The organism is Bradyrhizobium sp. F1.4.3 (assembly GCF_040548375.1).
Lineage (GTDB): Bacteria > Pseudomonadota > Alphaproteobacteria > Rhizobiales > Xanthobacteraceae > Bradyrhizobium.
In genome coordinates this window covers 1-19,927 of record NZ_JBEPRN010000035.1, presented here as the reverse complement: position 1 = coordinate 19,927, position 19,927 = coordinate 1, and the positions used below count along the sequence as shown (strand labels likewise).

The following is a 19,927-nucleotide window of genomic DNA, read 5'->3' as shown; positions in this document are numbered from 1 at the left end:
ACCTTGATGACGGGCGCATCGAGATGGACACGAATGCGGTCGAACGTGCGATGCGGCCGATCAAGCTCAACGCCAAGAACTCCCTTTTTGCCGGTTGCGACGAGGGCGCCGAGAGTTGGGCAGTACTAGCTTCGTTAATCGAGACCTGTAAGCTCAATAGCGTCAGCGCCGAGCACTGGCTTGCTGACGTTCTCGCGAAGCTCGTCAATGGCTGGCCTGCGGCGCGACTGGACGAACTGCTTCCCTGGGAATCGACCTATAAGATGCATGCACACGATCCGAGGCTGGCGGCATGAGCCTCAACACGACCGCGATCCGGATCAAGGTGACCCTCAAGGACGTGAAACCGGAGGTGATGCGTCGCCTTGTCGTGCCTGTCACCCTGCGCCTTGATCGGCTGCATCTGACGCTTCAGGCGGCGTTTGGCTGGACAAACAGCCACCTCTTCGAGTTCCACGCTGGCGAAGAACGTTGGGGAATCGCGGATCCCGACGGCGATTTTGGCCCCCAGCCTATCGATGCCCGCAAGGCTCGGCTCTCCGATATCGTTCAAGAGACCGGCGCCAAGACGATCCATTATCTCTATGACTTCGGCGACAGCTGGGACCATGTGATCAAGCTCGAAAAATGGTTCGACAACACGACGACAGAGGGACTTCCCCTCTTGCTCGAGGCCGCCGGTCGTTGTCCTCCGGAAGACGTCGGCGGTGCGCCAGGCTATGCCGAATACCTTGATGGCATCAGCGACCCCGCACATCCGGAGCACGAACATATGTGCCTCTGGGGCCCGGAGCGGTTCGATCCCAACGTCGTCGACCGGAAGGCGCTCGAGGCCGCCGTCAACGCATTGTCCGACCAATGGAAACCGCGGCGACGCGCCACGCGGCCAAAATAGACGTCAAGCGCCAATCAAAACGGCCGCAAAGCTACGCTTACAATCTCAGCGACATGGCTGGGTGATCGCTTCGCAGGCACGGCAGACGAGCTTCTCGCGTACGTGCTGGATCACCTTCCACTGGCGCGGAACGAGCTCCAGGTCACGTCCTCGCCAATCTTGCGCAATCGGCTGTCGCCGCAGCATGGGCAGGTGGCAGGCATCGGATAGACAAGGCGCTCCCGCGGCAAATGCTCCGGCAGCGGCCGGCGGGCTAGCTTGCGGCGCTCGAACGATGGTACCGCAATCGTCTCGGCTGCCATCTGTGCCGCCGTATCAGCTTGCGCCGCGTTCTCCTCCAGGTTGGCGAGCTGTAGCTCGAGCTGGTCCAGCAATGCGCCCCGCTCGGAGGACTGTCCGAACTGCTCGTGCCGGAGCTTCTTGATCGTGAGTTTGAGCTTCTCGATCAGCAAGGTCCCCGCCTGGGCCTCGGCTTCCGCGGCCAACCGGGCCGCTCGCTCGGCGCGCAGCATCGCCTGCAGCGTGGTGACATCGTTGGGAAGAGAATCATCAGCGCCCACCGCCGAGCAGAGAATCACAAGACGCGGTCGCTGTCCGAACCGCTGATCGTGCGACCGATTCAAATCCGGCGATCGACCGGCCGCCTGCGGTCGCCAGGTATGTTGCGGCATCCGCCAATCGATGCCCTCCAGCAGGTAGCCAAGCTGGGCGGAGGTGATTGTCACCGCGCCATCAGCCGACGATGGCCACAGGAAGTGTCTCCCTCCGGTGACGCTTTCAATTACCCACATTTCCGGCCATGCCGAGTTCAAGACCGATTTCGATATCTGTCAGCCTTGAAAGTCCTCGCCAAATGACTGTGTTTCCGGGCGGGGGATCGCTTGATCGCGCCAGGTAGCCTCCGAGCCTGGCGAGCTTTATGAGATAGAACGAGAGCGTTCCTGATCTGCATCGTCGATTTCCAGCGTCAGCGACAAGTTGATCCAACAATCCTATCTCGGTCGAGGCCAGCGCCATGGCGGGTGCTACATTCGGCGCGGTGCGGTTCAGCATGGTCAACCAGAATACACGCCAACTCAGGATACAGAAGACCGCCATGAGATTGGCCAGCCGATCAGCCGTGCGTAGTTTGGAATCTTCCGCGCGGCAGCCTGATTTGAGGATTTTGTGGAAGACCTCGATCTTCCAACGCATGGCATACCAGTCGATCTTCTCGATGGCCTCCGAGCGCGTACGGGCTGGCAGGTCGGTGATCAACTTCCACTCGATCGGCTTGCGTCCCTTCGGTGCGCCGCGCTCGGTGGCATGGATCACGGTCGGGTCCAATGCCGGATAGCGCTTCTGCTTGCCGATTGGAGGCAGGACGTGGACTCGTTTGGTCCTTATTTCCAGAGTGACCGATATCGGGTCGCCGTTTTCGTTGCGAACCTCAACACGATGCAGACCTTTTATAGCGACCTTATCCATCTCATCCGAAATTGTGTGGTCGCCATCGCCAGCAAGCCTGTCCGTTTGCATACGCACGATAAAATGCATGCTCAAGTCGTGGGTCAGGCAGTAAAGTTCGAAAATGTCGCTCTCGCGATCGCCGACGTGGATGCAGCGATCCGATTTGCCGAGAAGACCAATCGATTGCCGCAGATTGTCCAACCACCGCACGCTTTCCTTCTTCTCGATGGGAACTCGCGTCGGATTGATCTTGCGCTTGAGCGCCGCCGTAGGCTTGAATGCATCAGGATCCCGCAAAGCGTGTGATGGCGGTAGCGGCCTTTCTTGTCCTTGCCGCTGTTGATGTTCTTCGTGATTTCGACAAGTTCGGGGCGAGCACGCTGATAGGTAAACTCCGTCGTGTCTTGCAACAGCAGTACCGTGCCACGGGCCGCTTCAAAGCGTGCACGCGTCGCGTCGAAGTGCCCGCTCAAAACATCGCCTTCGTGCACCCGTTTATTGGCAAAGAACCGATAGGCCGCTTTGGTGTTGGCCCAATCCTGGCACGCGAGCGGAATGCTTTCTCCGATCCCGCCTCCCATCCGGATCAAAAGCTCGCGAAACCGTTTGCCAAGACGCGCATCCCTGAAGACATTCTCGCCAATTTCCCCGTCGATCCAATGGGCGGTACCGCCCGGTCGGTCATATATTTTTGTCGTTCCAGACGAAGCCGACAAGCGCAATGTCGTCCGCGGCAATCCCATGGTGCACCTCGTTCCCCCGATTCAGGTGCTCAGCAATGAATCACAAGGGATTCAAACGACCCAAGAAATTTCAATCGGCGCGATCCAGATAGAGTCAATGACTTATGGGTAATTGAAAGCTTCACCGGACAGATACGCCTCGATTGCAAGTTGATCGGCCTGAATGGCGCAGGCAGGCAGGCAGGCCTACGCTCTTCAACTGTACGTGCAGGGCGTATCGAGCCGTTCGGCGGACGATCTGGTGTAGTCCATCAGCATGAGCGGCATATCTGAGCCAGGTGAGCCGGCTGTGTGGCGAAATCGACGAGAACAGAGCAGCGAATGCCGTCGAGCGCCGGAATGTCGCGGAAATAGATAGCGACGTCTCGCACCGAGAACTGCGGCTCTCCGCGGCGTTCCCTCTCTTCTCCGCGATGAACCTACGCAGTGATTTTTGAATTAGAGGGATCATAGTGCGCAGCAAATTGCGCTGCCGCCCTATGGCGCTTGCCGGCTACCTCGATCTCGAATTGTGATGTGGACAGAAACGAGGCGTCTATTCCGTCATCGTTCTCGACGTAGCCCATTGCGAGGGAGGCGCCGACACGATGTCCATAGGCGCCAGAGGTAATAGATCCGACTAAACGGCCATTAGCCCATATGGGCTCCTGATGGTAGACAAGCGGAGCATCCGGTTCGATCATTCTGAATTGCACGAGCCGGCGGCGTAGCGTTCCCCGCTCTTTCTGTCGCAGCAGTGCCTCGCGGCCAATGAATCCTCCCAGCTTTTCCAGTTTCACCGCAAAGCCGAGGCCAGCTTGATAGGGCGTATCTTCCGGCCCGATGTCATGGCCCCAGTGGCGATAACCCTTTTCCAAGCGCATGGAGCCAAGAGCAAAGTAGCCTGCCTGTGACAAGGCGTAGCCAGCGCCAGCCTCAACGACCCTGTCAAAGACATGCGCCGCGAACTCGGCCGGCACGTAGAGCTCCCACCCTAGCTCGCCCACATAGGTGACGCGGCTTGCGCGTAGCTTCGCGTAGCCAATCTCTATTTCCTGGCTGGATGCGAATGGAAAGGCCGAATTCGAGAGGTCGCAACCTGACAACCGCTCAAGCAATGGCCTTGCATTAGGTCCCATGAGACCGAGCATGGGCAATCCCGATGTCACATCCCGAATGAAAACATGAGCCTTATCTGGAGTATTGCGTCGCAACCACACTAGGTCGCGCGTCTGCGACGTCGCCGCCGTCACCACCAAGTAGGATTCTTCGGCAAGCCGGGTGACCGTAATGTCTGCCTCTATCCCGCCGCGCTCGTTTAGGCATTGCGTGTAAACAAGCTTGCCTACGGGCACGTCGACATTGTTGGCACAGATTCGGTTGAGAACCGCACAGGCATCCCGCCCGTCGACCATATACTTGACGAAGCAACTCTGATCGAACAGTGCGACATGCCCGGCTGCGTTTCGGCACTCCTGACCGACGATATCGAACCAGTTTTGCCGGCCATATGAATACTCAATTTCCTTCGCTTTTCCGTCTAGGGAGAAGTATCCAGGCCTCTCCCATCCGGCAGCCTCCGTCATCACTGCACCATGTGCTTTCAAACGATCATGAAAGACACTTTGACGAACATCACGTGCCGTCGTGTATTGGCGGTAGGGCCAATGCATATCGAAGAGCAGGCCAAGAGCCTCTTTCGTCCGATCGTAGAGGTACGTCCTATTCGATTGGAACGAATGCATACGGAGAACGTCGACATCGGCGAGATCGACTGGTGCGTGGCCCTCCTTTATCCAAGAGGCGAGCGCCTTTCCGATGCCGCCGGAAGACAGAATGCCTACCGAATTGAATCCGCAGGCCGTAAAGAGTCCCGATACCTCGCAAGTCTCGCCGAGGAGGTATCGATTGTCAGGCGTGAAACTTTCAGGGCCGTTGAAAAATAGCTGTATGCCTGTGTTGGCAAGCACCGGGACCCGGTTGACCGCCATATTGAGAATTCGTTCAAAATGATCGAAGTCCTCAGGCAGCGAGTCGAAACAGAAGTCCGTCGGAATACCACCGCCGGCCCACGGCTTCGCCTCCTTCTCGAAGCACCCCACGAGCAGCTTGCCGGCATCTTCCTTGTAGTAAGCCTCCTCATCGGTCACGAACAATACCGGCAGCTCGCGCGGCAAGTCCGGAATTGCATTAGTGACGACGTAGAAGTGCTCTGCTGCATGAAGCGGCAAAGAAATGCTATGCTTCGAGGCAAATTCGCGTGACCACATGCCGCCGCAGATGACGACCTTCTTGGAGCGAATGTCACCTTCGTTCGTCGAGACGCCGGCGGCACACCCGTGCTCGATTAGAATCCGGTCGACGCGCAGGTTTTCAATGATTGTCGCACCGCCCATACGCGCGCCCTTCGCAAAGGCTTGCGTAACGTCGGCAGGATTCACTTGGCCATCTTTGGGAGCCCATATCCCTCCAACGATGCCATCAAGATTGAGGAGCGGCCAGCGCTCCTTGATCTCTGCAGGCGAGACAGCATGTATCTCAAGGCCGAAGTTGCGCCCCATTGAAGCGCCGCGCAGCAATTCCTCGAGTCGGCCAGGACCTTTGGCGAGCCGCAGAGCGCCGTTTTGCTTGAAGCCTGTTTCCTGTCCAGTCTCGGGGCCGAGACTGTGAAACAATTCGCCGGTGTATTTGGCTAGCTCCGTCATGTTTCGGGTGGCGCGCAATTGCGTCACGAGACCCGCGGCATGCCATGTCGTTCCGGATGTCAACTGCTTGCGTTCGATTAAGACAACGTCGCTCACACCGAGCTTGGTGAGGTGATAGGCGACCGAACAGCCCGCTATGCCACCGCCGATAACTACGACTTCGGCCTTCTCGGGAAACCTTCCTGCCATTCTTCGTCCCACGAAATGAACTGACGCATATTGAAATCCACAAAAGTGAATATTTCAACAACAAAATGACACTTTAGTGCGTTTTGTTGGCAGTAGAATCTATGCGAAAGGATCAAGTGTGCGGCTTGCTTAGGCTCAGCAGAGATAAGCGGAATTGATCACGTCCCGCGCCTCTACTCGATCGATTCAAGGAGCGAACATGAGTTCGATGATCAGTACGCCGCCTAAAATGCTGCGCCCTTCCAATCTGGAGGGACTGGCAGAGCAGGCTGAGCAACCCGTCAACGTGGAAGAATTGCTCAATGTCGGCGACCGTATCGGAAGAGAAATCAAGAACCTACGCAAGGCGCGTGGCATCACGCTCGACGCACTTAGCGACGCCGCGGGCTTGTCAAAGGGATATCTCAGTCAGATCGAGCGTGGGGTCTCGAGCCCTTCGGTGAAAGCTCTTCATAGTATCAGCCGGGCGTTGGGGGTCACAATCAGCTGGTTTTTTCCGCCGAAGGCCGATGGAGACAGCGATTTGCGTGACTATGTTGTGAGAGCAAGCTCACGCCGGAAACTGACCTTCGTAGGTGGCATTACTGATGAGCTTCTGTCCCCCAATCTTGGCAGGCAGCTCGAGCTTCTGAGATGCACGTTCCCTCCTGGCTCCGAAAGCGGCAAAGAACCCTACACGCATCAGGGTGAGGAAGCGGGATATGTGATTTCAGGTGAGCTCGACCTTTGGATCCGCGAGCGTCATGTGGTTCTACGCGAAGGCGATAGTTTTGCGTTCGCGAGCGACCTTCCCCATCGTTACGCAAACACCAACAAACGAGAATGCGTGGTCATATGGGCCATCACGCCTCCGAGCTATTGAGGACTACGCGTCAATGTTTGCGCGTCTGTAAACGCGATCAATGGTCAGGCGTTCTTTACGCACGCGCGATAAGAATCCCGGAAAGCTGCTTGCCAGCTTCTACTTCGAGAAAATTGTACAGTCACTGTCGCGCACTCCAAGACCGAGGATCTTGCATCGGCGTGTCGCCGCTCAGATATTCTCATAGCGGCCGTTGGGCAGCCGGCAGTCATTCGTGGTGAATGGATCAAGCTCGGTGCTATTGTGATCGACGTCGGGATCAATCGCATCGTGCGTGAGGGGCGTCGACAATTGGTTGGCGACGTCGATTTCGAAAGCGCGCGCATGGTGGCCGTCGCGCTCGCCCCGGTCCTAGGCGGAGTAGGCCCCATGACCATCGCTTGTCTTCTCAGAAATACGATCGAGGCCGCGTGTCGTCGACACGGCGTCGCTTCACCTATTGGTATCTCCTAACCGCTATTCCAAACACCTTGTGAAGAATGTCGAGGTTTCTTTACATCCCTAAGCGCTTTCTACTCTACCCTCACGACTTCAGCGGCATAATAGACATAACCCACAAGTGGCGGTCTGGAAACAATTGTTGCGCGTGCCACGACTCGTGTGAGCGGGTTTGCTCTATCGACAATGTTGGAGCGTCCAACAATGACGACATTCAGCCCAGCGAGCTGGCTGCGAACTCCCTTAATTAGTGCATGCAGCCCAGCGGAGTACAGGGGACTAGCGTATCCCCGCCGATTGAGAGCCTGCCTACATTCATCGGATGAAAGCCATCAACGTCTTCGGATCGATGGCCGACGTCACCTTTTGAGCGTCGATATGAGAAGGTAGCGGCAGCTGGACGAGGATGCCGTCGAGCGAGCGGTATTCAGCCGATCGATCATGATACCAGATCTGCCTCGCTCTTCGTGCTTGGCAGTTCATGATGAAACGAACGCAAACCAGCTTCAGCAGATCGACGAATCTTGTTGCGGACGTAAACCGAACTGGCCGGATCGCTGCCAACAAGGACAACAGCCAATCAGGGTGTAAGTCCCCTCTCGGCTAAGTTCTCGACTGCACTTCGTAGCTCAGAATGGAGCCGTGCCGCGACCGCGGCACTCGTCAATGAGAGTTGTCTCACATGAATAAGTGACCGTTGTATCCGGGATGTTCATCGAAAGATCACCGTGCGATCGCCATTCATGAGAATTCGATTTTCGGCATGCAGCTTGACGGCCCGCGCCAAAACCGCGGCTTCGACATCTCTTCCGATGGCCGAAAGATCGTCTGGACACAGCGAATGGTCCACACGGAGCACATCCTGCTCAATGATCGGACCTTCATCCAAATCTGCCGTGACGTAGTGAGCCGTCGCCCCAATCAACTTGACCCCCCGTGAGTGGGTCTGATGATACGGTCGGGCGCCTTTGAAGCTTGGCAGGAAAGAATGGTGTATATTTATGATCCTCCCGGACATCTTTCGGCAAAGATTGTCCGACAAGACCTGCATGTACCGCGCCAAGACAATGACGTCGATCCGCTCCTGCTCAACCAATTCGAAAAGCTTTGCCTCCTGCGCGGGCTTCGTATCAGCGGTGATAGGCATATGATGAACAGGAAGGTCATAGGAAGCAGCGAGCCGGTAGAAGTCCCGGTGATTGGAGACGATCAACGGGATTTCGACGGAAAGGGTGCCGGTTGCGTACCGGAACAGCAGATCGTTCAGACAATGCCCTGCCTTCGACACCATGATCAGGAGACGAGGCTTCGACTTGCAGTCATGAAATTCCCAGGTCATGCCGAATGAAGTGCTGACTTCCGAGAATTCCGCCTGCAGATCCGTCAGCAGGACGCCAGGCGCATCAAACGACACGCGCATGAAAAGCCTTCCAACGCTGCGGTCCGAGAATTGAGCACTGTCACGGATATTGCACCCGTGCGTGGCGAGAAAGCCTGATACGGCGTGCACAATCCCAATTCGGTCCGGGCAGGAGAATGTCAGAATGAAATCGGGAGGTAGGGAGCGATCATTGGAAGACCTGTCGACAACTGACGTTTGCGTTTCGGCATGAATAGGTCGAGGCTCGAATAGGACGCTTGTTTCGGTCATGACAATTGTACTCTTCTACGAGGCCGCAGCCGAGAAGAGAGCATCCGCCCCAACATCCTTTACGCGACTGTTGTTGGGATCATAAAATGGACGCAGTGAAGCGCGCGCGGGTATGCGCACGCCGGCGACCTCGACTTCGAAGTTTCCGGTCTGGAGAAAGGTTGCATCGATCATGCCGTTTGAGTTATCGATGAATCCCAATCCCAAGCAGGTGCCGACTGTATGTCCGAACATGCCGGACGTGATACGGCCAACGAGCCGGCCGTCGTGCCATATCGGCTCGTTGTCGTAGATCAACACGTTCGGATCGTTCAGCGCGAGGTGGATCATTTTTCGCCGGGGCCCTGCGTCCCTCTGGCGTAGCAGTGCATCTCGTCCGATGAAGCCTTGCGGCTTCGACCACGCCACCGCAAAGCCGAGACCTGATTCCAATGGGGTGTCCTCGTCCGTGACGTCGTGCCCCCAATGACGGTATCCCTTCTCCATTCGCAGAGAATTCATGGCATGATAGCCAGCCAGACGCATATCTGATGCCGCGCCTTCTTCGACGAGGCAATCATAGACCCCCTGCACGAACTCTGTAGGGATGTACAATTCCCATCCGAGTTCGCCGACATAGGTAATGCGGCTTGCCCTGACTTTGGCGTAGCCGAGGTCAATGACTTGGGAGGTTGCGAAGGGAAATGCTGAGTTGGAGAGGTCCGCATGCGTAAGCTTGCTCAGGAGATCCCTGGATTTCGGCCCCATGACGCCCAGCACCGCGTAGGCCGAGCTTACGTCGATCGCGATTGCTCGGGATCCTTCGGGAATGTGACGGCTCAACCATGCAAAGTCCCTGACTTGCGTCGCCGCCGCCGTCACGATGAGGAATCGCTTCGAACCTTCGCGCGTGACGGTAAGATCCGCTTCAATACCGCCTCGTTCATTGAGCCATTGCGTATAGACGATGCGGCCGACCGGCACCGAAATGTTGTTGGAACATATCATGTTCAGAATGGATTCGGCGTCGTCTCCTTCAAGGATAAATTTCGCGAAGGACGATTGATCGAACAATCCAACACTTTCCCTTACTGCCCGATGTTCTGCGGCGGAGTGTTCGAACCAATTCTGACGACCGTAACTATATTCGTATTTTGCCTCTCGCCCCTTCGGCGCGAACCAGTTCGGCCGTTCCCAGCCCGCGACCTCTCCAAAACAAGCTCCTTGCGCAAGCAAGCGATCGTGGAGGGCCGAGCGGCGAACTCCTCTTGCCGTATCGGGCTGTCGGAACGGCCAATGCATGGCGTACAAGAGACCGAGAACTTCGACGGTGCGGTCCTTTAAGTATCGTCGATTCGACTGGAACGGCATGACGCGCCGCACATCAACGTCCCAAAGGTCCATCGGCGGATGACCATCGACAATCCAATCCGCCAGGACTTTACCTGCTCCACCCGCGGACCGAATACCGATCGAGTTGAAGCCCGCCGCCACGAATAGATTCCGCACTTCCGGCGTCTCGCCCAGCATGTAGCGGTCGTCGGGCGTGAAGCTTTCGGGACCGTTGAAAAACAACTGGATCCCGGTTTTTGCCAGTATTGGCACACGACGAATTGCCCCTTCGAGCAATGGCTCAATATGCTCAAGGTCATCTGGCAGAGTGTCGAACTCAAAGCTCTCGGTGATTCCTTGCATACCCCACGGCTTTGCGATCGGCTCGAACCAACCGACCAGCAGCTTGCCGGCATCTTCCTTGAAGTAAGTACAGGCATCGCCGTCACGCAGTACAGGAAGATGCTTTCTGATTTCAGGCACGGGCTCAGTCACGATGTAGAAGTGTTCGGCCGCGTGAAGAGGGACAGTCGTGCCGGCTTTTGCACCGAGCTCCCTCGCCCACATGCCAGCACAATTGACGACGAATTCAGCTGTTATTTCAGCGTCCTTTGTTCGCACGCCCGTGGCACGGCCATTTTCGATGAGAATGTCGGTAACCGCGATATTTTCAAATATCTTCGCCCCACGACCCCTCGCTCCCCTTGCTAGAGCTTGCGTCGTATCCACCGGGTTTGTCTGCCCGTCTTTCGGAAGGTGCACCGCGCCAACGAGGTCCTCGGTCGCCATTAAAGGCCAAAGATCACCCGCCTCCTTTGCAGACATGACGTTGACTTCCAACCCGAAACATCGGGCCATTGAGGCTCCACGCCGGAGCTCTTCAAAACGCTCGTGGTTGTTCGCGATTGCGAGCGATCCAATCTGTCGGTATCCGGTATTTTGACCCGTTTCGAGCTCGAGCTCAGAGTAAAGCTCTGTCGTGTATTGAGCTAATCGTGTGAGATTGTGAGTTGCACCAAGCTGCCCAACGAGACCCGCAGCGTGCCAAGTGGTGCCGGACGTAAGCTGCTTTCGTTCGAGCAAAACAACATCCCTCCAACCGCGAAGGGTCAGATGGTAGGCCAGACCGCAGCCCATGATTCCGCCGCCAATGATGACGACTTGAGCCGACTTTGGAAGTTCCGTCACACCCGACCTCCGTCCGATCGTGAAATTATTACAATGTTTTTCACGCTTGTGAACGTGTTTTTCACGAGCGTGGTGTTTTTTTTCGATGATGTCACGTCTATAAAGAATCGGCGCCTTAACCGGGCGTACCTAGATCCGACGTTGGCTCTGCTGCGAGGTGTCCGTTTGTCGCCGGATATCGGGCAGGCTTTTCGTGCTGGCGTTGCTTTGAAAGTCAAAGGAATCGATGGCTATTAGGTCGATACGCGCAGCTGACGAATGGGCAGCCGAGCGCTCCAAGGCCAACATGGACTCTGACGCCGCCGTGGGCGGGCAAATCCGTGAACTGCGCAAAATCAAGAAGCTGACCTTGACCCAGCTTGCTCAGGCAGCCGGGATATCAGTCGGCTATTTGAGCCAAATCGAGAGAAATCAATCCAAACTGCCGATTGGAGTTTTGAAGAAGCTCAGCGACGTTCTCGGCGTCCATATGAACTGGTTCTTCAACGGCAATTTGCAGGCTACCGCCGATGAAAGGGAGATTGTCGTCCGTAAAGCGCACCGGCGGCGCCTGACATTTACTGGGTTGGGCATCGCTGAAGAGCTTCTGTCTCCCAATCTCGCCGGTCCGCTCGAATTGCTTCTGAGCACGATCGAACCAGGCGCCGATAGCGGCGAGTACAGCCATGACGGCAATGAAGCGGGGATTTTGATCGCAGGCCGATTGGACCTGTGGGTCGATGGAAAGCGCTTCGAGCTTGAGGAGGGCGATAGCTTTTCGTTCAACAGCACCTCGCAACATCGCTGCGTAAATCCAGGAACGGTACCGGCAAAAGTGGTCTGGGTGATTACGCCGCCGCATTATTAGTGAGTGTCGTTCGAATTCGGGCAGCGAAGCCGTTCAATTCATCTCGAGGTGGATCCTCGCAGCCTTAACTGAACTTGTGATGAAGCAGCGCTCCTCCTGAAAGCGGCGGGTCTCATGGGTGTCGGAATGCGACGTGAGCCAGTAGCTTCTTACGAACCGCACTTCGGGGAGCGGGCGCCGCAGTTCGGGATAACGCCGAGCTACATCGCACGGCTTCCATCTGGGCAACGACGCTAGCGCATTCGTAGCGGCGCGACATCATGAGCTGCTGCCGGTTTGATGGACACCGAGATTAGGTGTTTCATGAAGCCGGAGGTGGCGATGAAAAGACGGAAGTTCAGCCGCGAGTTCAAGGTCGAGGCGGTCAAGCTGGTGCGGGAACGTGGGGTGTCGGTGGCGCAAGCCGGCCGTGACCTGGATGTTCATGAGAATGTTCTCCGCAAATGGGTGAAGGAGTTGGGCTCCGACCCGGCGCAAGCCTTTCCGGCCACGGGCAGATGAAGCCGGAGCTGCAGGAGATCGAGCGGCTGCGCCGTGAGGTCGCCAAGCTGAAGGCCGAGCGGGATATCCTAAAAAACTGTCCAGCGTCGTAGCGCGCCTGCGCGGGGTAGAAACAGCCTTGTGCTATCCCTTGGCGCGGAAGGTAGCGGCCGTCAGCTTATTGGAGGCACTGTCCCCGTTAAAAAACGTGGTCCATGGGCGCGTGCGGACTTGAGAGTGGTGACGCCGTTTCGGCGGCGATCCCGATTAGGAAGATGACAAATTGGCATAGCCCAGACCCTCCAGCCCATCATCGGACGGAGGATTTGCGATGCCTAAGAGGACAACCGGTGGCGGCCCGGACTTAAAGCCGGTCAACCTCGGCGCGGCCGCTATCGACATCGGGTCAAAGATGCACATGGCCGTGGTTAACCCGGCCTGCACCGACACGCCAGTGCGTGCATTCGGCACATCAGGCAAGACCTGCATAAGCTGGCGGACTGGTTCAAGGCATGCGGCGTGACCAGTGTCGCGATGGAATCCACTGGGGTCTATTGGTTTCCGGTTTACGAGATCCTAGAACAGCGCGGGTTCGAGGTCATTCTGGTCAACGCGCGGTACGCCAAGAATGTACCTGGGCGCAAAACCGATGTCAGCGACACCGCTTGGTTACGCCAGCTCCACTCCTATGGCCTGTTACGGGGCAGCTTCCGACCCGATGCCGAGATCGCAACCTTGCGAGCCTATCTGCGCCAGCGCGAGCGGCTCGTGGAATATGCTGCCGCCCATATCCAACATATGCAGAAGGCCCTGATGGAGATGAACCTGCAGCTCCATCATGTTGTCTCGGATATCACCGGCGCGACCGGCATGCGGATTATCCGAGCCATTGTTGCAGGCGAACGCAATCCCGACGTCCTGGCAACCTATCGAGACGTGCGTTGCCATTCATCGATCGAGACGATCCGCGCAGCACTCGTAGGCAACGACCGCCACGAACATGTCTTCGCGTTGACTCAATCGCTGGAGCTCTACGACGTTTATCAGGCAAAGATGCTCGACTGTGATCGCAAGCTCGAAGTACTGATCAGTGCATTGAACACCAAAGGAGCAAGACCGGTCGGAAAGCTAGCCAAGCCACGCCTAAAGACCAAGCAGGTCAACACACCCATCTTCGATATCAGGACCGCGCTGTACGGCGTGCTCGGCGTCGATTTGACTGAGATCCATGGGTTGGGCCCGTCGCTCGCATTGAAGCTCATCGGCGAGTGCGGCACGGATTTAAGGGCATGGCCGAGCGCCAAACACTTCACTTCCTGGCTCTGCCTCGCACCCGGCAACAAGATCTCCGGCGGCAAGGTGCTGTCCTCGCGCACACGGAGATCCTCAAGTCGCGCAGCTGCGCTGTTGCGGTTGGCAGCCACAACCGTGGGCGGAGCGAGACAGCGCTGGGAGCATTCTATCGTCGGCTGTCCTCACGTGCGGGTAAATCGAAGGCCGTGACGGCGACCGCTCGCAAGATTGCTGTTTTATTCTACAACACACTCCGGCACGGCATGAGCTACAGGGATCCCGGTGCCGACCAATATGAGCAGCAATATCGTAGCCGCGTACTCGCCAACCTACAGCGCCGGGCGAAATCGCTAGGCTTCGCGTTGCAGGCCATTCCGGGCGACGCCAATCCGGCTGTTTCTTAGGAAGGCCGCAGCCTACTTCGCGAAGGAAGCGACATGAAGTTCGCCTTCGTCGCGAAGCACCGGACGATCTGGCCGGTGGCATGGCTATGCGATGCGCTGGGAGTGTCGCGGTCGGGCTTCCATGCCTGGCTGAACCGCTCTCCCAGCGCCAGATCCCGCAGCGACGAGGAGCTCGGGGGCAAGGTCAAGGCCAGCTTCGCCGCCAGCGACCGCACCTATGGCGCACGCCGGGTGTGGCGTGACCTGCTCGCCCACGGGGCGGATTGCGGCCTGCACCGGATTGAGCGGCTGATGCGCCTGCAAGGCTTGCGGGCGCGGCCGCGACGTCGGCGCTTGCCGAAGGACAGCGGCGATCGACAGCTCGAGACCGTACCGGCGAACCTCCTTGACCGGCAGTTCGCCGCCGAGCGGCCGAACCAGAAGTGGATCGCCGACTTCACCTATCTCTGGACGGCCGAAGGCTGGCTCTATGTCGCAGCGGTGATCGACCTGTTCTCACGCCGCGTGGTGGGCTGGTCGATGAGTGCCGCCATGACGGCACAGCTCGTGACGGACGCATTGTTGATGGCCGTCTGGCGGCGCGGCAAGCCGGATGCGCTGTTGCATCACTCCGACCAGGGCCGCCCAGTACACCAGCGAGCAGTTCCAGCGCCTGATGGCCGACCACGGCATCGTTTGCAGCATGAGCCGCTCCGGCAACGTCTGGGACAACGCGGCGATGGAGAGCTTCTTCTCCTCGCTCAAGACCGAGCCTACGGCCAACAAGATTTATCGAACCAGAGATGAGGCACGCGCCGATGTGTTCGACTACATCGAACGATTTTACAACACGACCCGCAGGCACTCGACCATCGGCTATCTCAGCCCGGTTGAGTTCGAGCGCAAGGTGGGATTAGCTTAACCGGGTGTCCATCAAACCGGCAGCAGCTCATCAGGCGGCTAAGAGCCGATGCATAGTCCGGTGACCGGCTGTACACGAAGTCTTCCGCGTGCGTGACGAACAACCTTCCCGCCAGATCAGATTGACTTTCGATTTCGCCTTCGCGACAAATAGCTCTGCGCCGCATAGACGCTCAACGGGTAGTCGGTCAACTTCGAGACGATCAGCCGTCCTTGCTTTGGCTCGTCGAGGGTGATTGCAATATCCGCCTCGCGCCGCGAGAATGAAAAGGTGCGGGGAAGCGAGACGAGACAAGCCAGGGTTTGGCCGCGAGCGCTCCGAGCCGGCTAGCCAAAAAATAGTTCCCCAACCCGTCTGGCGCTCCACGCGCACGGTGCCAGTAACCTTTTCGGCAGCACCGCCGATGCTTGCGCCGACTTTGAGAAGCTCTTTCTCTGCGCGTTCTGCTGCAGCCGCCAGGGCCTCGCCCGCCGGTGTCAGCGCGCAATCGGAAATGTAGCGTTCGAGTAACTTGGTGCTGAGACCCCTCTCGAACGCGGTAAGTTGACGGGCGACCGTCGCTTGGTTGAGCCGCAACTGCTTTGAGGCTTTCCGGATCTGCCCGGCACGCTCGACTTCCAGGAAAAATCCGAACCCATTCCCAATCCAATGACAATACTTTTTTCTCCTGCACAACAAAGCCCCGACCCCCGGTGAGAGATGTGCGAATTCATGCACTTCATATCGGCCGGGATCAAGCATCCGACAAAGGAGCGCAAAGTTGTTCGCGGCCTTTCCGAGTTTCGCCAAGTGCTTCAGGGCTGAGGTAGCAAGACTTTGGCCACCTTCAAAACTCCAATGGGCGAAAGGTCCGGAAGGCAAGGCTTGGGTTGGGTCGAAGTCGCTTTGAGCCAGCCGAGCGATGATAGGCGCTTACCCGGGAGTCACGCCGAGCCAGCGAAAGGGCTCAGACCCTTGCTGTGGTTGACGACAGTCAGTCTGTCGATCTCTCGTCTCACTCAACGATGAGGTTGCTGTTGCGCCCCGAAAGGCTGCTAGTGGCTCTGCACAGTGATTCTGATGGGTTGGGTCTGACGGTCAGACTAGCTCGGGCAGGAGTTTCGGATCAACGAGGACCTCGATGCTGCGAGGAGTCCTTGCTGCCTTCTGATGAGGCCGGCTCGTTCCAGCGTCAGCACCATCTGATGAACCGAAGGCGGGCTGACGCGGAAATATTCCTGCATGACGGTTTCAGCCGGAGGTGTGCGGTGGAGCCGCGTGTAGAGGCGGATAAAGGTCGGCGTGAAGGGTTTTGCCGAAGGACTCACGCCGGCCAGCCGATTCAGTTGTTTGTGCATGCCTCGAACACTGAGGCACACCATGATGTACGCTATCGGGTCGATCTCGCAAAATCGAGCGCACGGAACTCAGGGCTGCTCAGCAACGGCAAGCATGCGTCGCGCAAGCTCAAGCGAGCCCAGATCTTGCTGACCGCCGATGCTGGTGCAGGCGACGAGGAGATCGCGAGGAGTGTCGGCGTGTGTGCGGCTCGACCGTGTGCCGGATCAAGCGCCGCTTCGTGGAGGGCAATCTGGAACGGGCGCGAGCGACGAGCCGCGTCCCGGGGCGGAACGCAAACTCACGGTCAAGGAAGAAGCCCTCCTGGTAGCGACGGCCTGCGCCAGTCCCCCGGAAGGCCGCGCCCGCTGGACGCTCGAGCTGCTGGCAGGCGCGATGGTCAAGCTCACCGAACACAGGGGCCGGTCGCACGAGACCGTTCGGCGGCCCTTGGCCGAAAATGGCCTCAAGCCCTGGCGCAAGGGCATGTGGTGCATTCCGCAGGTCGATGGCGAATACGTCGCCCGCATGGAGGACGTGCTCGACCTCTACGCCGGGGCGCGTGCCCCCAAGCGGCCGGTGGTGTGCTTCGACGAAAGCCCGGTGCAGCTCATCGGCGAGGCGCGGCAGCCCATCCCGGCCAGGCCAGGCCAGGCCGGGTCAGCTTGAACGTTACGATTACGAGTATCGTCGCAATAGTACGGTCAATCGGTCAATCTCTTCGTTCTCCTCGACGTGCATCGTCCCTGGCGCAAGGTCAAAGTCACAGCGCGGCGAGCGGCATGCGCGATCTTGTCGACATCCATTATCCCGATGCCGAGATCATCCGGGTCGTCCAGGATAATTTTTCGACCCACTCTGCCGGCGCCCTGTATCAGACGTCCAGCCCGCCGAAGCCAGGCGGATCTTGCGACGTCGCGAGTTCCACTACACCCCGAAAGCACGCAAGCTGGCTCAACATGGTCGAGATCGAGATCGGCGTCCTGCGCGGTCAGTGCCTGGATCGCAGGATCCACGATCCCAAGCGACTGCGCCGCGAAATCACCGCCTGGGAACGCAAGCAAAGCTCGCTCACGCATCAATTGGATGTTCACAACAGACAAGGCCCGCGCCAAAATGGGCCGCGCCTATCCTACTACTTCCAAAGAGTCATAATCACTGTGCAGCGCTACTAGTGCGAAATTGTCTCCCAACCTATTGATCGATCCATGCTGGAATACTGTTATCCATCGGCGCGACGGCGTGCTGGAGGTTGCGCGCGACTGGCACACGTCCTAGGGACTCGCCCATACCAATGATCTTGAGACCTCCAGCCCGCCATGGCCTTTTATTTGACGCCATTCTGCCCTCCCGAAACGCAGCTGCGCTTCATGCTTCAGTCTTTGTCGTGGGCCAGAGCGCACTTCATTGATTAAACCCACGGGCAAGGTCAAATCCGACGAACTACGGCGAGCGCGATCGGCGGAAGTTCCGTGGTCGAACGTCCGCGCGGCTAAGCGCGAAGACAAGCGTTCTGTCGTACCCTCACGCCACGTGATCTTGTACCAAGCATGCGCTGGCAGACCGATCGCAAGCTTCTTGACCGAAATCGGTCGGTGTTGCTATCACGCCGTAGCAGTTTTGGAGGTCGTCCGTTCCCCGACCACTTCTTCGGCGGCCGCGGTCCGGTTCCGGGCATCCATACCGAGGTTTGTGGCAAGATGCCGGCCACATAGCTCAGGCACAGTTCGGTAATACTCCCACGCAAACCGGTGTCGGTGCCATAGCCGGCGTCCATCAGGACCACGCCGCGCGGCAAGCCCACCGCGCAGGCCCAGCGCAAATGATCAAGTGCAATTGCCGGCTTGGTCTTGAAGGTGATTTCCTTGGGGACACCGGCTTTGCGCCGACGTGCACGGTCCGTCACCCACTCCCTTGTAGATAGAGCCGATAGGCCACCGGCAAGCTCGCATGATGGTTTGCGAGCGAAAGCGTCACGGCAACCTGACAATTGTCTTGCTTGCCCAACTGACCGCAATAATTGCCGTGCAACCCCGACCGAATGCCGCCCCTTCTTAGGAAAGCCCGTATCATCGATGATCCAAGCTTCGATCTCTCCATGGCGTTCGATGCCCGGCAGCACTAACTCATGGACCTTTGCCAACACCTGCTGATCCGACCAGTCGCCTTGACCGACAAGATGCAACAATGCCTGATGTTGCGCTGCTGTCCGCTCAGGAGCCGTCATCCCCGCCATCGGCTCGTCGCACGGCATTATCAGCCCTGTACAGCTCGTCCCGCTTGTCCGATCACGCTCGCAAGGCCCTCAATGTACGCCGAAAACCGCGACGCTACGTCCCCTGATCTTGTCAGACCCATCTCAGCCTCCCACACTGAAAAGTGAGTCTTCTCAAATATATGATTCCTGTCGACAAGGGCCGCGACATTCTGACTCAGTAAGTTTAGTCGACCCTTGCCCGTTGGACGAGATGCGGCAGCGCAAATCGGTTTATGCGACGCAAGTAGTCACGCTGATAGGTTTGCAATAGATATTCGTATCCGGCAACATAATTTGGGTTCTGACAGCACCGGCACATAAAGCGCTCGGCCAGAGAGTACTCCGAGCAATTGTAGTCTATCGTTATTTCATCGCTCTCGCCAACAATGTCTTCGAGCGCGTTCAGAACGATAGCCTCGGACACGACGCTTATATAAGCGCTGGGGTGACAATTATGATTGACGAAGTCAATGTGGTCACTACAGAGATGTCGATGATGATCGATCTGTATGGTCCTCTTATTCGCCGTGCGCATAACGATCCCTCCGAGTTGACCAATAACAGCCCCGCTCAATATTGAACTCCTCGAAAAGAGACCGAATCCATTGATCTTGGATGGCCCAATGAAGAGCCAGGAACTTGTCTCATACGCGTTCTCTTTTGGAGTCATGCTACGAATCCTTTTTCCAAACAGGTGGCACGATCGTGACCGTGCTACACCGTTATCGTTGCACAGCGGCTTCCATTAGCGCTGCCAGCGATTGGTCGATAAAACCGCGTTGCTCCGGTCTTGGGAAGCCATTAACTCTGGTAGTCAATGTTGTAGGTGTTGCAGTGGCGGAGCGAAGTCCTTAGAAATGTCTGCGGTTGCGTGGATCAGATCAACGAGCTCGACCGCGACACAACGCGATCCGGTTGAGGTCAGAGCCGGCTCCGCAAATTTGAACAGGTCGATAAGTGGAGTTTCTGCCTGACAGCGGGCACGCTGATGCCTGCGAATCAGGAGCGACGATGAGCA

General features: G+C 57.6%; 16 protein-coding genes and 6 pseudogenes. 10 read left to right on the top strand and 12 right to left on the bottom strand.

The features are described 5' to 3' along the window. Both ABIB73_RS37225 and ABIB73_RS37220 read left to right on the top strand, forming a co-directional pair. The coding region (locus ABIB73_RS37225; protein WP_354232401.1) for a transposase domain-containing protein at positions 1-296 on the top strand (296 nt) is incomplete at its 5' end. Continuing rightward, positions 293-895, top strand: a complete 603-nt coding sequence (locus ABIB73_RS37220; protein ID WP_354232399.1) for a plasmid pRiA4b ORF-3 family protein — start codon at positions 293-295, stop codon at positions 893-895. The genes ABIB73_RS37225 and ABIB73_RS37220, both read left to right, overlap by 4 nt. A gap of 45 nt (positions 896-940) precedes the next feature. On the opposite strand, the gene ABIB73_RS37215 is transcribed toward ABIB73_RS37220, so the two are convergent. The 5 genes and pseudogenes from ABIB73_RS37215 to ABIB73_RS37195 form a co-directional block, all read right to left on the bottom strand. Beyond that, complete coding sequence (locus ABIB73_RS37215; protein WP_354232408.1) at positions 941-1,036, bottom strand: IS66 family transposase zinc-finger binding domain-containing protein; 96 nt, start codon at positions 1,034-1,036, stop codon at positions 941-943. Further along, entirely contained in the window at positions 1,006-1,620 is a 615-nt protein-coding gene (locus tag ABIB73_RS37210; RefSeq protein WP_354232398.1) for an IS66 family transposase, read from the bottom strand. Before ABIB73_RS37210 ends, ABIB73_RS37215 begins: the two co-directional genes overlap by 31 nt. A 52-nt stretch (positions 1,621-1,672) precedes the next feature. Next, a complete protein-coding gene (locus ABIB73_RS37205; RefSeq protein WP_354232396.1) occupies positions 1,673-2,641 on the bottom strand; it encodes an IS4 family transposase in 969 nt (322 codons plus the stop codon). Between the two features lie 251 nt (positions 2,642-2,892). After that, positions 2,893-3,087, bottom strand: a pseudogene (locus tag ABIB73_RS37200) (transposase DNA-binding-containing protein); the annotation flags it as partial. 419 nt (positions 3,088-3,506) lie between these two features. Beyond that, positions 3,507-5,960: a GcvT family protein gene (locus ABIB73_RS37195; protein WP_354232394.1), complete on the bottom strand. Its 2,454-nt coding sequence runs from the start codon at positions 5,958-5,960 to the stop codon at positions 3,507-3,509. Between the two features lie 199 nt (positions 5,961-6,159). On the opposite strand from ABIB73_RS37195, the gene ABIB73_RS37190 reads away from it, so the two are divergent. Continuing rightward, positions 6,160-6,822: a cupin domain-containing protein gene (locus ABIB73_RS37190; RefSeq protein WP_354232392.1), complete on the top strand. Its 663-nt coding sequence runs from the start codon at positions 6,160-6,162 to the stop codon at positions 6,820-6,822. 81 nt (positions 6,823-6,903) lie between these two features. After that, positions 6,904-7,275, top strand: a pseudogene (locus ABIB73_RS37185) (bifunctional methylenetetrahydrofolate dehydrogenase/methenyltetrahydrofolate cyclohydrolase); the annotation flags it as partial. Between the two features lie 300 nt (positions 7,276-7,575). Here ABIB73_RS37185 and ABIB73_RS37180 read toward each other — a convergent pair. The 4 genes from ABIB73_RS37180 to ABIB73_RS37165 all read right to left on the bottom strand — a co-directional run bounded on the left by ABIB73_RS37180 (position 7,576) and on the right by ABIB73_RS37165 (position 11,359). After that, entirely contained in the window at positions 7,576-7,743 is a 168-nt protein-coding gene (locus ABIB73_RS37180; protein ID WP_354232390.1) for a tetrahydrofolate dehydrogenase/cyclohydrolase catalytic domain-containing protein, read from the bottom strand. Next, positions 7,700-7,840: a tetrahydrofolate dehydrogenase/cyclohydrolase catalytic domain-containing protein gene (locus ABIB73_RS37175; protein ID WP_354232388.1), complete on the bottom strand. Its 141-nt coding sequence runs from the start codon at positions 7,838-7,840 to the stop codon at positions 7,700-7,702. Before ABIB73_RS37175 ends, ABIB73_RS37180 begins: the two co-directional genes overlap by 44 nt. A 132-nt stretch (positions 7,841-7,972) precedes the next feature. Next, a complete protein-coding gene (gene purU / locus ABIB73_RS37170; protein ID WP_354232386.1) occupies positions 7,973-8,911 on the bottom strand; it encodes a formyltetrahydrofolate deformylase in 939 nt (312 codons plus the stop codon). 15 nt (positions 8,912-8,926) lie between these two features. After that, complete coding sequence (locus ABIB73_RS37165; RefSeq protein ID WP_354232406.1) at positions 8,927-11,359, bottom strand: GcvT family protein; 2,433 nt, start codon at positions 11,357-11,359, stop codon at positions 8,927-8,929. On the opposite strand from ABIB73_RS37165, the gene ABIB73_RS37160 reads away from it, so the two are divergent. From ABIB73_RS37160 to ABIB73_RS37140, 5 genes and pseudogenes are all read left to right on the top strand, one after another. Continuing rightward, complete coding sequence (locus tag ABIB73_RS37160; protein WP_354232410.1) at positions 11,264-11,647, top strand: hypothetical protein; 384 nt, start codon at positions 11,264-11,266, stop codon at positions 11,645-11,647. The two genes, ABIB73_RS37165 and ABIB73_RS37160, sit on opposite strands and share 96 nt — an antisense overlap. Beyond that, on the top strand, positions 11,637-12,257 hold the full coding sequence (locus ABIB73_RS37155) for a helix-turn-helix domain-containing protein (RefSeq protein WP_354232384.1): 621 nt from the start codon (positions 11,637-11,639) through the stop codon (positions 12,255-12,257). The genes ABIB73_RS37160 and ABIB73_RS37155 overlap by 11 nt, the downstream gene beginning before the upstream one ends. A gap of 321 nt (positions 12,258-12,578) precedes the next feature. Further along, positions 12,579-12,832: pseudogene (locus ABIB73_RS37150) on the top strand (transposase); the annotation flags it as partial. 236 nt (positions 12,833-13,068) lie between these two features. Beyond that, positions 13,069-14,434: pseudogene (locus tag ABIB73_RS37145) on the top strand (IS110 family RNA-guided transposase). Then, positions 14,435-15,335 (top strand): annotated as a pseudogene (locus ABIB73_RS37140) (IS3 family transposase); the annotation flags it as partial. 30 nt (positions 15,336-15,365) lie between these two features. Here ABIB73_RS37140 and ABIB73_RS37135 read toward each other — a convergent pair. After that, positions 15,366-16,076, bottom strand: coding sequence for a helix-turn-helix domain-containing protein (locus ABIB73_RS37135; RefSeq protein ID WP_354232403.1), 711 nt, complete (start codon positions 16,074-16,076; stop codon positions 15,366-15,368). A 590-nt stretch (positions 16,077-16,666) separates the two neighbouring features. Between ABIB73_RS37135 and ABIB73_RS37130 the strand changes: the two are divergent. Then, positions 16,667-17,807 (top strand): annotated as a pseudogene (locus ABIB73_RS37130) (IS630 family transposase). Positions 17,808-18,144: 337 nt separating this feature from the next. On the opposite strand, the gene ABIB73_RS37125 reads toward ABIB73_RS37130, so the two are convergent. Beyond that, positions 18,145-18,888, bottom strand: coding sequence for a transposase (locus ABIB73_RS37125; RefSeq protein WP_502918487.1), 744 nt, complete (start codon positions 18,886-18,888; stop codon positions 18,145-18,147). 205 nt (positions 18,889-19,093) lie between these two features. Further along, positions 19,094-19,579 (bottom strand): SET domain-containing protein-lysine N-methyltransferase, encoded by a 486-nt coding sequence (locus ABIB73_RS37120; protein ID WP_354232382.1) that lies wholly within the window; start codon positions 19,577-19,579, stop codon positions 19,094-19,096. Positions 19,580-19,927: the final 348 nt, after the last annotated feature.

Coding starts and splice junctions, on each gene's coding strand:
- ABIB73_RS37220 (WP_354232399.1), top strand. CDS start 293: ATGAGCCTCAACACGACCGCGATCCGGATCAAGGTGACCCTCAAGGAC.
- ABIB73_RS37195 (WP_354232394.1), bottom strand. CDS start 5,960: ATGGCAGGAAGGTTTCCCGAGAAGGCCGAAGTCGTAGTTATCGGCGGT.
- ABIB73_RS37190 (WP_354232392.1), top strand. CDS start 6,160: ATGAGTTCGATGATCAGTACGCCGCCTAAAATGCTGCGCCCTTCCAAT.
- ABIB73_RS37180 (WP_354232390.1), bottom strand. CDS start 7,743: ATGAACTGCCAAGCACGAAGAGCGAGGCAGATCTGGTATCATGATCGA.
- purU (WP_354232386.1), bottom strand. CDS start 8,911: ATGACCGAAACAAGCGTCCTATTCGAGCCTCGACCTATTCATGCCGAA.
- ABIB73_RS37165 (WP_354232406.1), bottom strand. CDS start 11,359: ATGGGCTGCGGTCTGGCCTACCATCTGACCCTTCGCGGTTGGAGGGAT.
- ABIB73_RS37155 (WP_354232384.1), top strand. CDS start 11,637: ATGGCTATTAGGTCGATACGCGCAGCTGACGAATGGGCAGCCGAGCGC.
- ABIB73_RS37135 (WP_354232403.1), bottom strand. CDS start 16,076: ATGCTTGATCCCGGCCGATATGAAGTGCATGAATTCGCACATCTCTCA.
- ABIB73_RS37125 (WP_502918487.1), bottom strand. CDS start 18,888: ATGGCGGGGATGACGGCTCCTGAGCGGACAGCAGCGCAACATCAGGCA.
- ABIB73_RS37120 (WP_354232382.1), bottom strand. CDS start 19,579: ATGACTCCAAAAGAGAACGCGTATGAGACAAGTTCCTGGCTCTTCATT.